The following is a 14,073-nucleotide window of genomic DNA, read 5'->3' on the forward strand; positions in this document are numbered from 1 at the left end:
AGGGTGGGCTTGCGTCTACGCCTGATCGTCCACGAGCACCACGATGAGGCGCTTGGGGCCGTGGACGCCGTAGGCGAGGGTCTGCTCGATGTCGGCGGTCTTGCTGGGGCCGGAGATCATCAGGGCGTTGGGAGGGAGGGCACGGCCCCAGCCCAGGGCCTTCACGGCGGACCAGAAGGTGTCGTGGATGGTGGAGGCGCGCAGCAGGGCGATGTGGATGGGCGGCACCAGGGACATGAGCCGCGGTTCCGCGGGCCCGGGCATCAGCAGGAGGCCGCCCGTCTCGGCCACGCCGCCCACGGTGCCCGTGAAGCCGGCATCCACGCCGTTGAAAAGCTCCTCCTTGAAGGTCTCCACGGGGCGGTCGTAGGGCTTCAGCGCCGGCCCGCCGGCGGGCCAGGCGGCAGCCAGGGCGGACCCGGCCTCGCTGGTGGGGCCATAGAGCAGGTTCTTCAGGCCTTCGCGTTCGCAGAAGCTACGGATGACGGCGGGCCAGTCCGCAGGGGTGGCTTCCAGGAACTCCGTGTGGACCGCTTCCATGCCCTTGCGGAGCTGGGCGGGGCGCTGGGCCGCGGGCCACTGCCGGCGCTCGAGGACGGCGGTGTCGAGGTCGGGCAGGGGGCCGGAATCGCCAGAGGCGCGGAGGCGGCCGAGAATGGCGGTGCGGGGATCATTCATGGGGGACTCCCTCGGCGCGCATGCGCTCGCTCAGCGAGCGGCGGGCCGGAACGGGTTTGGTGCGGGACTGGGTCCAGTTCTTGATCAGGGGCGCGTTGGCGGGCAGGGCCTTCCCGAAGCGTGTGGCAAACCATGTGGCCACCCGGTACAGGCCCGGGCGCTTGATCACGCCGGCCCACAGACGCCAGGCCCAGTCCTCGGTGGCCGTGCGGCCCGTGCCCTTGCCAGCCACCTTCGAACCCAGGTCCTCGTGGGTGGCTTCCCGGCGCAGGCGAACCAGGATCTCGGGGATGGGGATCTCCACGGGACAGACCTCGCCGCAGGCTCCGCACAAGCTGGAGCCGTGGATGAGGTCATGGCGGACACCCACGCCTTCCATCTGCGGGGTGAGGATCTTGCCGATGGGGCCGGGATAGATGGCCTCGTAGGCGTGGCCGCCCACGCGGGTGTAGACGGGGCAGTGGTTCATGCAGGCGCCGCAGCGGATGCAGCGCAGGGTGGCCCGGAGCTGTGGATCCGCATAGATCCGCGACCGGCCGTTGTCCAGGATGACCAGGTGCACTTCCTGAGGTCCGTCCTTCTCGCCCTCGCCCCGGGGGCCGGTGATGAGGTTGAAGTAGGTGCTCACGGCCTGGCCCGTGGCCGAGCGGGTGAGGATGGAATAGAGCGGCGCCGCGTCCTCCAGCCGAGCCACCACCTTCTCCAGGCCCATGACGGCGATGTGGATGGGCGGAACGTGGGTGCTCATGCGACCGTTGCCTTCGTTCTCCACGAGGCACAGCGTCCCCGTCTCCGCCACGGCGAAGTTCACGCCGGAGAGGCCGGCGTCGGCGTTCAGGAACTTCTCGCGCAGTACCTTGCGGGCCATGGCCGTGAGCTCGTCCACGTCCTCGGTGTACTTCGCGTCCTTGATCTTCTGGCTGAACTGCCGGGCGATCTGGTCCTTGTTCTTGTGGATGGCCGGCATGATGATGTGGCTCGGCGTCTCGCCGTCCTGCTGGATGATGTACTCTCCCAGGTCGGACTCCAGCGCCTCGATGCCGTGCTTCTCCAGGAAGGCGTTGAGGTGCATCTCTTCGGAGACCATGCTCTTGCCCTTGACCATGGTCTTGGCACCGCGGGCCTCGAGCAGGCCCAGGATCAGCTCATTGGCCTGCTCGCAGGTCTCGGCCCAGTGAACCTTGATGCCGTTCTTGGCGCAGCTGGCCTCCAGCTGCTCGAGCAGCTCCGGCAGGCAGAGGAGGCTGCGGGAGCGGATGGCCGTGCTGAGGTCGCGCAGGTCCTGCAGGTCCCGCGGATCGGGGAACTGCGCCTTGCGCTTGGCGATGAGGCCGTCCATGGCCCGGCGGAAGTTGGCCCGGAGCTGGGGATCCAGCAGAGCCTTTGCGGCGGCATCGCGGAAGTGGACTTCGTTCTCAGCGTGCACGGGTGCGCTCCCACAGGAATTCGGCGATGTGCTGGACCTTGAGCTGGCTGCGTTTGGCCTCCAGCGCGCCATTCACGTTCATCAGGCAGCCACCGTCCGTGGACAGGACGACGGAGGCCCCCGTGGCGGTGGCATCGGCGATCTTGTCCGCGACCATGGCCCCGGAGATTTCCGGATGGCGCACGGCGAAGGTGCCGCCGAAGCCGCAGCACTCGTATTCCCGGGCAAGAGGCGCCAGCTCCACGTTCGCAAGCTGGCCGATGAGGGCCTGGGGCTCGCCCTTCAGGCCCAGGTCGCGAACGGCATGGCAGGAGCTGTGCCAGGTGACCTTCACCGGCTCGCCCAGGTCCTTGAGCTTCACGTCCAGCACGTCCACCAGGAACTGGGTCAGTTCATAGACCCGGGCACTGAAGGCGCGGACCTTGGCCTCATCCGGCTGGCCATGGAACAGCTCAGGGTAGTGGACCTTCATCATCCCCGCGCAGCTGCCGGAGGGCAGGATGACGGGCAGGTCCTCGGGGAAGAGGGCCACCTGGGTCCGGGCCACGTCCCGGGCCTCCTCGAAGTAGCCGCAGTTGAAGGCGGGCTGGCCGCAGCAGGTCTGGCCGTCGGGGAAGACGACCTCCACGCCCGCCCGGCGCAGGAGCTGGATGCCGGCCATGCCGGCATCCGGGAAGAACAGGTCCACCAGGCAGGTGCCGTAGAAGTAGACCCTCTTGGGCTTGGTACCGTTCACTTGGAGGCCTCCGGTCGGGTGGCGGATTCGAGAAGGTACAGGAAGCTACGATACACCTGGCCCGTGGACCGGGTCATGCCCACCTCGCAGGTTCGGCTGCTGGCGTAGTAGCCGTCGAAGGACTGGGCCTTCACCTCCCGCGCCTCGTGCTTGGTGGCCGAGGCGGTCAGCTCCGCATGAGTGAAGCCGCGATCCCCGGCGAAGCCGCAGCAGCCCGCGTCCCGGGGCACCACGACCTTCTCTGAGCAGGCCTTGGCGACGCCCTCCAGCTTGGGCAGGAGGTTCATCTTGGTGATGGAGCAGACCGGGTGGAGGACCACTGAGTCGACCTTCTTCGTCACGCGCAGGCGGGGCAGCAGCACATCATTGGCAAAGGATGGGCTGTCGAGGATCTTCAACTTGTCGAACTTCGCCTGGTTCTCGGGCGTGAGGTAGCCGCGGCTGGTGAGCACGCCATAGGTGCAGGGGCTGGTGTCCATGACGATGGCCAGGCGGCCCTGCTGGCTCCACTCCCAGAACTTCTCGATGGTGCGGTTGATCGTGTAGCGGTGGGCCTCGTCGTAGCCTTTGGAGCTGAAGGGCACCCCGCAGCAGATCCCCTCCACGTCGAAGGGGATGTGGACCGGGTAGCCGGCCCGCTGGGACACCTTCACCAGGGCCTCCACCAGGCTCATCTCCTCGGGCTCGCCGGGCAGGTGGCCCATCATGCGGGAGAGGCAGGCGGGGAAGTAGATGGCCTGCGCCCCTTCCAGGGACGTGGAGGGCAGGGGCGCCTTGGCCGGCTTGGGCATCTCCGGGCTCCACTGGTGGGAGGCGCCGAAGGCCTTCATGATCCGGGTGATGAATGGCATGGCCTTGGGACCGAAGATGCTCTGCACCAGGTGGCCGGAGCGGAGCGCCAGGCGCATGGCCGGCTCCACGGTGGCGAAGTTGCGAGCCACGGAGAGGGCGATCTTCTGGGCGCGGCGGCTGTGGCTGGCGCGGCGGAAGCGCTTGGTGAGCTGGCCGGTGTCGATGCCCACGGGGCAGGCCGTGGCGCAGAGGCCGTCGGTCGCGCAGGTGTCCAGCGCCATGTAGGGGAAGGCCTCCTGGAGCGAGGAGAGCAGGGCGGGATTCTCGCGGTTGCCCTCCAGGCGGGCCATCTCGCGGCGCACCACGATGCGCTGCCGGGGCGTGAGGGTCAGCTCGCGGCTGGGGCACTTGGGCTCGCAGTAGCCGCACTCGATGCACTTGTCGACTTCCTCCTCTACGCCGGGCATGGGCTTGAGGTTGGACAGGTGGCAGTGGGGATCGGCGTTGAGGATGACTCCGGGGTTCAGCAGGCGCTCGGGGTCCACCAGGTTTTTGAGCTTCTCCATGACGCCCTTGGCCTCGGGGCCCCACTCGGCCTCCACGAAGGGCGCCATGTTGCGGCCCGTGCCGTGTTCAGCCTTGAGCGCGCCATCGTACTTCTTGACCACCAGTTCCACCACGTCGTCGATGAGGGCCGAGTAGCGGTCCACGGCGGTCTGGTCGTTGAAGGACTGGGTGATGACGAAGTGCAGGTTGCCGTCCTTGGCGTGGCCGAAGAGGATGGCCTCGTCGTAGCGGTGCTTGGCGAAGAGCTTTGTGAGGTCCACGGCGGCGTCGGCGAGCTTCTCGATGGGGAAGGCCACATCCTCGATGAGGACCGTGGTGCCCCGCTGGCGGACCGCGCCCACGGAGGGGAAGGTGCCGGAGCGGATCTTCCACATGAGGGCCTGCTCCACAGGATCGTGGGTGAAGCGGGCGGGCTCCAGCAGCGTCAGGTGGGCGGCAGCGTCCAGGGCCAGGCGCTCAAGTTCGGCGCGGGCGGATTCGTCCTTGCCCTGGAACTCGACCAGGAGGGCGGCGGCGCCCTCGGGCAGGGTCTTGATGGTGGGGGGCACGCCGGCCTGGTTCTCCACGGAGCGGAGCGAGGCACGGTCCAGCAGCTCCAGGGCGGCGGCGCCGGCGTCGCGCAGGGGGACGATGGCCGCGCAGGCGGCATGGAGGTCGGGGAAGATCAGGAAGCCCGTCACCTTGACCGGAAGATCTGGAACGGTGTTCAGCACGGCCTCGGCGATGAAGGCCAGGGTGCCCTCGGAACCCACCAGTACGTTCCGGAAGATGTCCACGGGCCGGTCGAAGTCGATGAAGGCGTTGAGGGAGTAGCCCGTGGTGTTCTTCATCTTGTACTTGGCCCGGATCCGGTCGGCCAGGGGGCGGTTCGCCTCGATCTCGGCCTTCAGCTTCAGCAGCCCCTCGGTCAGGGCCGGCTCAGCCTCGCGGAAGCGTTGGTCGGCATCGGGCGCGGCCGTGTCGATCACCGTGCCGGAGGGAAGCACGAAGGTCAGGGACTCCAGCGTGTGGTAGGCGTTCTGCACCACGCCGCAGCACATGCCGCTGGAGTTGTTGTTGAGGATGCCGCCCACTGTGCAGGTGTTGATGGAGGCCGGATCGGGGCCCATCTTCGCGCGGAACATCCGCAGGGCGTGGTTGACGTGGGCGCCGATGACGCCGGGCTGCACCTTCACCTTGGCGCCGCCTTCCAACACCTGGATGCCCCGCCAGTTGCGGGCTACCTCCACCAGGATGCCGTCGGAGACGGACTGGCCGGAGAGGCTGGTGCCCGCCGCCCGGAACGTCATGGGGGTGCGGGTTTCGTGGCTGACGCGGAACAGGGACTTGACCTCTTCCACATCGGCCGCGAAGACCACCGCCTTGGGGATGAGACGGTAGAAGCTCGCGTCGGCGGCGAAGGCGATCAGGTCCACGGGGCGGTCGAGCACGCGGTCCGGCCCGACGATGGAGACGAGGGAATCCCTCAGGGAAGTGGCGGTGGCGGTACTCATGAGAAACATCCTCTGGGTCGGGGTATCGCGGAAAAAGGTCCCGCCGGCCTGCTGGGCGCGGCGGGACCCGGGTCTTACGTCAAGATGCCGCCCGGCCTACTTGGCAGGGGCGGGGGCGGGCAGGGTGGCCGGAGCGGCCGGGGCCGCCGGAGCAGGCGCGGTCACGGCGGCAGGGGCCGGAGGCAGCTGGGGCATCCAGTTGGCGGGCAGCACCTTCGCGTAGAGGAAGATCACGACGCCGACCATGGCCGCCAGGGCCAGGCTGTGGAAGAACACGTAGCGGAGGATGGTGCCTTCCTCGCCCTGCTGGTTGGTGGCGACGGAGGCCACCACGAGGCTCTGGGCGTCGATCATCTTGCCCATGACGCCGCCGGTGGTGTTGGCCGCGGCGGTGAGGATGGGGTTCAGGCCCAACTGCTGGGCGGTGATCTTCTGGAGGCCGCCGAACAGCACGTTGGAGGAGGTGTCGCTGCCGGTCAGGGCCACGCCCAGCCAGCCCAGCATGGCGCTGAAGAAGGGGAAGAGGACGCCGGTGCTGGCGAAGGCCAGGCCCATGGTGGCGTCGAGACCCGCCGCCTTGGAGGTGAAGCCCAGGGCCAGCATGGCCGCGATGGTGAGCAGGGAGATCTTCACGCGGGCGACCGTCTTGCCGAAGATCTTGAGCAGTTCCACGGGGCCGAAACCGGCCAGCAGGCCGCTGCAGATGCCGGCGAGGAGGAGGCTGGTGCCGGTGAGGGAGAGCCAGTTGAAGGTCCAGACGGCGGGCTCCTTGGAGACCTTGGCCACGACGGGGGGGGCCTTCTGGACATTGTTGTGGAGCAGGGGGATCTCGATGTTCTTGACGGTGTAGCCGTAGAGGAAGTTCGGCTTGTCCTTGGTGCCGCCGTTGAGGAAGGTCTTCACGTGGGGGGTGCCCCAGGCGAACACGAAGAGGGACAGGAACACCCAGGGCATCCAGGCCTTCACGACCTTGCCGGTGCCGTGGCTCGGGCCGGACTCGTGGGCTTCCTCGCGCTCGTGCTCATAGCGCCAGATGGTCTTGGGCTGCCAGACCTTGAGGAACAGGACCAGGGCGACCATGGAGACGATGGCGCCGATGATGTCCACCAGCCAGGGGCCGTGGAAGTTGCTCACAAGGAACTGGGTGATGGCGAAGCTGCCGCCAGCCACGAGGCAGGCCGGCCAGACTTCCAGCATCGCCTTGCGCCCCGCCATGGTCCAGATGATCCAGAACGGCACGATCAGGGAGAAGAAGGGCAGGATGCGTCCCGCGGCGGCGCTCAGCATCTCGAGCGGCAGGCCGGTCACGCCAGCGAGGGCGAGGAGTGGGCTGCCCAGGGCGCCGTAGGCCACCGGGGCCGTGTTGCCGATGAGGGCGATGCCGGCGGCCTGGAGGGGTCGGAAGCCCAGGCCGATCAGCATGGCCGCGGAGATCGCCACGGGCGTGCCGAAGCCGGCCGCGCCCTCGATGAAGGCGCCGAAGCTGAAGGCGATCAGCAGGGCCTGGATGCGCCGGTCGGCCGCCAGGCCGGCGATGGAGTGCTTCACCACTTCGAAATCGCCGGATTTCACCGTGATGTCATAGATGAAGATGGCGTTGAGCACGATCCAGCCGATGGGGAGCAGGCCGTAGAGGGCGCCGTGCACCGCGGCCATGCCCGCCATGCCCGCCGGCATCCTGTAGACGAGGACGGCCACCACGTAACAGGTGAGGAGGCCGAGGATGGCTGAGTAGTGAGCCTTCACATGCTTGGCGAGGAAGCCTAGCAATACGAAGACCGGCAGCGCGGCCACCAGGGCGGAGAGGAAGATATTCCCCGCTACCGGGGAATAGACTTGAGTCCAGGGAGTCATGCTGCCTCCTGAAAAGGGGGTAGGGGATGAAAAGGTAGAGTTTTGGTAAAGAACCTGGCAGAAGCCTACAATGGGTCTAGTGGTCAGACCATACGCAAGAACCCGGTTTTTGATCACATTTCGCATCTCATTCGCTTTTCGTCACTTAGGATGATATGAGTATGGAACTCACCCCCATCAAGACCAAGCGCCTCTACGAAGAGATCGTGGACCAGATCAAGCACCTCATCGCCGAGGGGAAGCTGAAGCCTGGCGATAAGCTGCTCGCCGAGCGGGACCTGGCCGACCGGTTCCAGGTCAGCCGGGCCTCCGTGCGCGAGGCCATCCGGACGCTGGAGATGCTCGGCATCATCGACATCCGGCCTGGCGAGGGCACCTTCGTCCGGGGCACCGAGACCGACGACATCATCCGCCCCCTGGCCATGTTCCTCGCGGTGGAGCGCAACTCGCTCCTGGACATGTTCGAGATGCGTCGGATCTTCGAGACCGCCACGGCCAGCCTGGCCGCCCAGCGGGCCACCTTCGAAGAGCTCGATCAGATCGAATCCATGCTGGCGAACATGCGGGAGCGGCTCAACCTCCAGGACTCGGAGAAGGGCGAGGAGTTCGACGCCGCCTTCCACTACGCGGTGGCCGAGGCCACCCACAACAGCCTTCTGATCAAGCTCTTCAAGACAGTGTCCGAAGAGTTCGCCAAGGCCAACTCCGTGGCGCGCCGCCAGCTGTACCAGGACAACGTCCAGAACGCGCAGAGGATCATCGACCAGCACTCGGAGATCCTGCAGGCCATCCGTTCGGGTTCGCCCCAGAAGGCCTCTGAAGCCATGCTGGCGCACCTGACCTTCGCGGAAGGCGAGTTGAGGAAGTGGATCGTCTGAGCCTGGCGCCGCCTGCGCGGGCCGCGAGGGCGGCGCGCGCAGATGGTGGCCCCGGTGGGGTTCGAACCCACGACCAAGCGGTTATGAGCCGCCAGCTCTGACCGCTGAGCTACAGGGCCGGGGCCAGTGTAGCAAACGCGGAGACAGCCCACGGACGGCACGGACCGCGACAAGAGTGGGCACGGGCCAGGGCGGGGAATGAGGATGGAGAATGGCTGGTAGCATGAACCCTTTGTTCACCACGCCATCGGAGCCGGAACCGTGAAGGATCAGAATCACGCCACAGGGGCCCTGGAAGCCGGACGGGCCGTGCTGGAGGCCGCTCAGGCCGCCCTCAAGGAACTGCGGGATGCCTGGGATCCAGTCCTGGTGGATGACTGGTGCGGCAGCGTGTTGTCCCGCTCTGGCCGGGTGGTGCTCACCGGCATGGGCAAGTCGGGGCTCGTCGCCCAGAAAGTGGCCGCCACCCTGGCCTCCACGGGATGCCCGAGCCTGTTCCTGCATCCGGCGGAAGCCCTGCACGGAGATCTCGGGATGGTGACCCGGGAGGATTCTGTGCTGGCCCTGTCCAACAGCGGGGAGAGCGAAGAGCTCGTCCGGCTGCTGCCAAGCCTCGTCCGCCTGGGCACCCCGCTGGCGGCGATCACCGCCCGTCCCGCAAGCAGCCTGGGACAGGCGGCGCATTGGACCTTCAGCTACCAGCTCCCTCAGGGCGAGGGTTGCCCCCTCGATCTGGCCCCCATGGCCAGCACGACCCTCCAGCTGATCTGGGGGGACCTTCTGGCCGCCAGCCTCATGTCCCGTCGAGGATTCACCCGGGACAACTTCGCCTTGAATCATCCCGCTGGAAGTCTGGGGGCGAAACTCATGAAAGTGAAAGCTTTGATGCATACGACCTGGCCCGTTGTCCGGGCCTCGTCAGGGTTGACCGAAGTGCTGCGGGCCATGACGGGGGGACGGCTGGGTATGACCAGCGTGATGGAGGGCCCGAAGCTCCTGGGCGTCATCACCGATGGGGATATCCGGCGTGCGCTGGAGGGCGCGGAGCGCGAAGGAAGGAATCCGCTCGACCTCCAAGCCGAGCAGATGATGACCCGGACTCCCGCGATGATCGGGGAGGATGCGCTGGCCCTGGAAGCCGCCAGTGACATGGAGACGCGGAAAATCACTTTCCTCATGGTGGGGAAGTCGGACCGTCCCGTCGGCCTCATCCACATCCATGACCTCCTGACAGCAAAGGTTTTGTGAGTTTCATTCCCGGCTTCCGGGTTGATTTCAAGGTTACATAATATACATTATCGAAAGTTAAATCTGGACCTCGAGTGCCTTCCGTTCTGACCCGATACATCCTTCGCCGCTGGACGGTCCCTTTCCTGGGGGCGCTGTTCTTCTATGGGTTCCTCCTGGTTTCGTGGGAGATGATCGCCATCTCGCGGGAGATCTTTTCCCAAGGCGCCCCCCTGCGCTGGATGTTCCCCCTTCTCCTTCTGTCCCTTCCGGAAACCTTTTCCATGGTCCTCCCCATGGCGGCGGTGCTCGGGGGCCTGCTGGGGACACAGCAGATGATGGAGGGATCCGAGCTGGTTGCGGCACAAGGGCTCGGTGCGGGACGCCGGACCTGGTCCTCCCCGTGGCTGATCATGGCCTGTGGCCTCCTGCTCCTGGCTTCCTTCAATGCCCACTTCCTGGTGCCCGCCTCAGCGGGCCTCCAGCAGACCCTGCGCCAAAAGATGTCCGAGGAGGCCAAAGCCAGGTTCCTCCGTCCCGGGAGCCCACCTTGGCACCCCCCGGGTTCTCCGGATACCGCCTTCTGGGTCTCGGAGAACGGCCAGATCCACCTGATGGAATCAACGCCCCAGGGCACCCAGCACATGACCGCCTCCCGGATGACCTACGCCCTGGAGAACACGCTGTCGGGAAATTCGGAGATCCGACTCCACCTGTCGGATCTCCAGGGTGTGCTGTTCCAGTCATCCGGGGACGGCAGCGTCATCCATCTGAGGCAGGAGCAGCAGATCCTCCGGTTCGCCATACCCTCTGGCCCCCGCCTCCTCGCCCAGGTTCCGCTGAGGTACGAGTCCTCCCGTGCCTTGATGCAGATCTACCGGGACCCGGCGGTTCCGGACGCCCAGCGCCAGCAAGCGGCCTTGGAGCTTAGCCGTCGGCTGACCCTCCCGGTGGCCGGGATCGCCCTGCTGCTCATGGGCATCGCCTTGGGATTCAGCCACCCGAGGTTCTACCGTGGTGGGGCCGTCATCAAGAGCCTGGGTGTGATCCTCGTCTACTATTTATTGATGAAGTATTTTGAAAACATGATTTTGAGTGGAAAAGTTAAATCAATATATCCAACACTGCTCCTTCCCATTCTCTTTCTTGGCGCCGGCTGGCTGATCCTCACCCATCGGCTCTCACCCCACCGGACCCGTCGGGGCGTCCTCTCCCGATGGCTTCGTCCCCTGGCTCGCGCCCTGCACCTGACTCCCCTGCATGCGCGTTGGTCGGCCACCAAAGCTTCGATTCTCTGCTGGATCCACGGTCAGGGGACACGGCGCGGCATCTTCAGGCACTGGTCCACCCTGGCCTGGTGGCGCAATTGGGGCCTGACCCTGGGCAGTCTCCTGGCGCTGGACCTCCTCATCGAGTTCTCGAACCTTGCCGGAGACCTGTCGAAGAACAACATTCATCTGTTTGTTTTCATTAAATACTGGATATGGAATCTTCCGCCATTCCTGGAGGTCGCGTTCCCGATCTCCTTCCTCCTGGGCACCATGCTCGCCCTCTCCGAGGCCGCCCTCAACCGGGAATGGCTGGCCATCCGCGCGGGCGGGGTCAGCCTGCTCCAGTGGATCTGGGCCAGCCGTTTCGCCTGGGGCGCAGTGGTTCTTGCCACCTTCCTCCTCCAGGCGGGCCTGGCGCCGCTGGCCAGGACTCAGGCTCGGGCCCTGTATCAGCAGATCCTGCAGCGGCCCAGGGGATCGTCCTCATCCACGCCGTGGATGTACCTCGGCTCCACGGGGGTCCTGTGGCACTTGGCCCCCGAGGCCCGGTGGGGATTCCCCTTGAAGGCTCCGGGCGAAGCTCCGATCCTCCTCCGGTGGCAGCCTGGCGCCGAACGCTCGGAAGCCTTGGCCTGGGGGGGAGCCCACCTGGTAGCCGGCCCAGCCACCCCGGAACTCTTCCCGGATCGGGCCCTTCGGACGGCCCCTTCCGCGGCTGAAGCTTCCACCCTCGATCTGATCCAATGGCAACGGTGGGCTCCGGATCCCGAGCGCTCCTACTTGCTGTGGGGTCGCCTCCTGGGCTGGCTGGCTGGGCCATTGCTCGTCCTAGCCATGCTCTCCTATACCTTCCCGGGCCCCCGTGGGGGACGCGGCCAGGCCATCGGGGCCGGGCTGGTCAGTGGGCTCGTCTTCTTCGGTCTCCAGACGCTGTTCGGCGGGGCGGCCAGAGCCTCTGAAATGCCGGCCTATTGGGGGATCCTGGCTCCCTACCTCCTCCTGGGCGCCGGCGCCCTGCTCCGCGTGTCGAAGCTGCGGACGTGAGGCTGTTGAGAGCCGGTCTCATGGACGGGGTGCCGCCGGGGATGCGAGAATGGGAAAATGCATTCCACGCTTTTCCAAGTGGAGTGCTTGTTTTCTGCTGCTGAATTCGAAAGGGACCTTCTTGGGAATCCGATTGACCACTGACCGACCGACGCCCCCTTCTCCCGACAACGGCGTGGTCGCCAGGTACCGTCCACTGTTCCTCCTGGCCTCCTGGTACCTCGGCCTCGGGTCGTTCCTCCGAGTGGCCCTGTGGCTGACATCGGGTCGGGAGGCTCAAGTGCCCATCGCCTCCCTGCTCTGGGTCCTGCCGGCAGGGCTGGTCTCGGACGCCGTCCAGGCTCTCTACGTGCTCTTCCCTCTGGCCCTGTATCTGTGGCTCAAGGCCCCGGCCGAACCCGGGCGCGTGGGAGCGCCCATCGCCTCCTCCGCCGTCACCTTCCTGTACGTCCTGGGCGGGCTCTTCCTCGCGGCCTGTGAGTTCTTCTTCTTCGAAGAGTTCAACTCGAGGTTCAACCTGGTATCGGTGAACTACCTGATGTACCCGACGGAAGTAGCCGGGGACATCTGGTCGGAATATCCGGTCGTCAAGATTCTCCTCACCTGCGCCATGCTGGCCGCCATCGCCACCTGGCGGCTGCGGAGCCACTGGGCGAAGGCCCTGTCCGCGCCCATGAACCTCAAGAAGCGCAGCTACGCCATGGCCCTCTATGGCGCCGCGCTGGCGGTCGCCATCGCCTGGATTCCCGCCACCCTTGTCGCCGCCTCTCAGAACCGGGTCGCCAACGAGCTGGCGGAGAATGGCCTGTCCACCTTCTTCCGGGCGCTCCGGACGAGTGAGATCGACTATCACGCCTACTACGCCACCCGACCCCGCGCCGAGAACCTGGCGCACCTCGCCTCCCAGTTGTCCGCGGGGGGTGGCACCTTCACCCGGCTGTCTGAAGGCCGCCTGGATCGCCAGTTCCCGGCCCGCCCCGACGGCCTGGGGAAGCTGAACGTCATTCTCGTATCGAGCGAATCCTTCGGAGCCGAGTTCAGCCGCCTGTACGGCTCGTCCCGGGACTGGACGCCCGAGTTCGACCGCTTCGCCCAGAAGGGTCTCTGGTTCAGTCATGTGTACGCCACGGGGACCCGGACGGTCCGCGGTCTGGAGGCCATTTCCACCTCCCTGCCCCCGGTCCCCACCGAATCGATCCTCCGGCGGCCCGGTCATGAAGGCATGGCCACCCTCGGATCCGTCCTCCGGGCCCAGGGCTACCAGACAGCCTTCCTGTACGGGGGCTACGGCTACTTCGACAACATGAATGCCTTCTTCCAGAGCAACGGCTACGACGTCCTCGACCGGACCAGCCTGAAGAACAAACCCCGATTCGAGAACATCTGGGGGGTGTCGGACGAGGACCTGTTCGACATGGCCCTGTCCTACGCGGACCAGCAGTCGGCCAAGGGTGGCCCATTCTTTCTCCACATCATGAATACCTCCAACCACAAGCCCTTCACCTTCCGTCCCGGCCTGGAAGCCATCGGCGTGAAGGCCTCGGGAGGAGGCCGGGAGTCCGGCGTGCGCTACGCCGACTTCGCTCAGGGGCAGTTCCTCAAGGAAGCGGAAAAGCACCCCTGGTTCAAGGACACGCTCTTCATCGTGGTGGCCGATCATGGCGCCAGGGTCTACGGCCGCCAGGAGATCCCGCTCCGGACCTATGAGATCCCGCTGATGTTCTACTCGCCGGCCCACCTGTCCCCCAGGCGCTCGGATGGCCTCATGTCCCAGATCGACCTGGCCCCAACCCTGATGGGCCTGCTCGGCTTGCCCTACACGGCACCCTGGTTCGGCCAGGATGTGCTGAACACGCCGGAGTCAGGTCGGGTCCTGCTGTTCAACCACAACGACCACGTGGCCCTGATGAAGGACGGCCTCCTCACCGTCCTCGGCCTGCATGGCAGCAGGGTGTCGAAGGTCTATGACTTCGAGACGGACAAATACCTCCCCGCCCCTCCTGGGAAGAGCCATGACGACCTCACCGTGGCCTACTACCAGACCGCCTACGAGCTCTTCAAATCCAAGAATTACAATTGACCACGACCTCCATGGCCGCCCCTGGGA

The 14,073-nt window shown here is 66.2% G+C and carries 9 protein-coding genes and 1 tRNA gene; 4 read left to right on the forward strand and 6 right to left on the reverse strand.

Annotated elements, in window-relative coordinates:
* Positions 1 to 15: 15 nt before the first annotated feature.
* From MLE42_RS01980 to MLE42_RS02000, 5 genes are all read right to left on the reverse strand, one after another.
* Complete coding sequence (locus MLE42_RS01980; protein ID WP_243286198.1) at positions 16 to 678, reverse strand: LutC/YkgG family protein; 663 nt, start codon at positions 676 to 678, stop codon at positions 16 to 18.
* Positions 671 to 2,104, reverse strand: a complete 1,434-nt coding sequence (locus tag MLE42_RS01985; RefSeq protein WP_243286199.1) for a LutB/LldF family L-lactate oxidation iron-sulfur protein — start codon at positions 2,102 to 2,104, stop codon at positions 671 to 673. Before MLE42_RS01985 ends, MLE42_RS01980 begins: the two co-directional genes overlap by 8 nt.
* On the reverse strand, positions 2,094 to 2,840 hold the full coding sequence (locus tag MLE42_RS16255) for a (Fe-S)-binding protein (RefSeq protein ID WP_243286200.1): 747 nt from the start codon (positions 2,838 to 2,840) through the stop codon (positions 2,094 to 2,096). The genes MLE42_RS01985 and MLE42_RS16255 overlap by 11 nt, the downstream gene beginning before the upstream one ends.
* Positions 2,837 to 5,692 carry an FAD-binding and (Fe-S)-binding domain-containing protein gene (locus MLE42_RS01995; RefSeq protein WP_243286201.1) on the reverse strand — a complete coding sequence of 952 codons (2,856 nt, stop codon included), beginning with the start codon at positions 5,690 to 5,692 and terminating at the stop codon, positions 2,837 to 2,839. Before MLE42_RS01995 ends, MLE42_RS16255 begins: the two co-directional genes overlap by 4 nt.
* A 96-nt stretch (positions 5,693 to 5,788) precedes the next feature.
* Positions 5,789 to 7,546 carry an L-lactate permease gene (locus MLE42_RS02000; protein WP_243286202.1) on the reverse strand — a complete coding sequence of 586 codons (1,758 nt, stop codon included), beginning with the start codon at positions 7,544 to 7,546 and terminating at the stop codon, positions 5,789 to 5,791.
* 161 nt (positions 7,547 to 7,707) lie between these two features.
* Here MLE42_RS02000 and MLE42_RS02005 point away from each other — a divergent pair, with 161 nt between their 5' ends.
* A complete protein-coding gene (locus MLE42_RS02005; RefSeq protein WP_243286203.1) occupies positions 7,708 to 8,424 on the forward strand; it encodes a FadR/GntR family transcriptional regulator in 717 nt (238 codons plus the stop codon).
* A 43-nt stretch (positions 8,425 to 8,467) separates the two neighbouring features.
* Here MLE42_RS02005 and MLE42_RS02010 read toward each other — a convergent pair.
* Positions 8,468 to 8,543 (reverse strand) — tRNA-Ile (locus MLE42_RS02010).
* A gap of 142 nt (positions 8,544 to 8,685) precedes the next feature.
* Between MLE42_RS02010 and MLE42_RS02015 the strand changes: the two genes are divergently transcribed.
* The 3 genes from MLE42_RS02015 (at position 8,686) to MLE42_RS02025 (ending at position 14,046) form a co-directional block, all read left to right on the forward strand.
* Positions 8,686 to 9,672, forward strand: coding sequence for a KpsF/GutQ family sugar-phosphate isomerase (locus MLE42_RS02015; RefSeq protein ID WP_243286204.1), 987 nt, complete (start codon positions 8,686 to 8,688; stop codon positions 9,670 to 9,672).
* A gap of 74 nt (positions 9,673 to 9,746) precedes the next feature.
* A complete protein-coding gene (locus tag MLE42_RS02020; protein WP_243286205.1) occupies positions 9,747 to 11,966 on the forward strand; it encodes an LptF/LptG family permease in 2,220 nt (739 codons plus the stop codon).
* A gap of 133 nt (positions 11,967 to 12,099) precedes the next feature.
* Positions 12,100 to 14,046: an LTA synthase family protein gene (locus tag MLE42_RS02025; protein ID WP_243286206.1), complete on the forward strand. Its 1,947-nt coding sequence runs from the start codon at positions 12,100 to 12,102 to the stop codon at positions 14,044 to 14,046.
* The last annotated feature ends 27 nt before the right edge of the window (positions 14,047 to 14,073 follow it).

This window comes from Geothrix terrae (assembly GCF_022808775.1).
Lineage (GTDB): Bacteria > Acidobacteriota > Holophagae > Holophagales > Holophagaceae > Geothrix > Geothrix terrae.

Coding starts and splice junctions, on each gene's coding strand:
- MLE42_RS01980 (WP_243286198.1), bottom strand. CDS start 678: ATGAATGATCCCCGCACCGCCATTCTCGGCCGCCTCCGCGCCTCTGGC.
- MLE42_RS01995 (WP_243286201.1), bottom strand. CDS start 5,692: ATGAGTACCGCCACCGCCACTTCCCTGAGGGATTCCCTCGTCTCCATC.
- MLE42_RS02000 (WP_243286202.1), bottom strand. CDS start 7,546: ATGACTCCCTGGACTCAAGTCTATTCCCCGGTAGCGGGGAATATCTTC.
- MLE42_RS02005 (WP_243286203.1), top strand. CDS start 7,708: ATGGAACTCACCCCCATCAAGACCAAGCGCCTCTACGAAGAGATCGTG.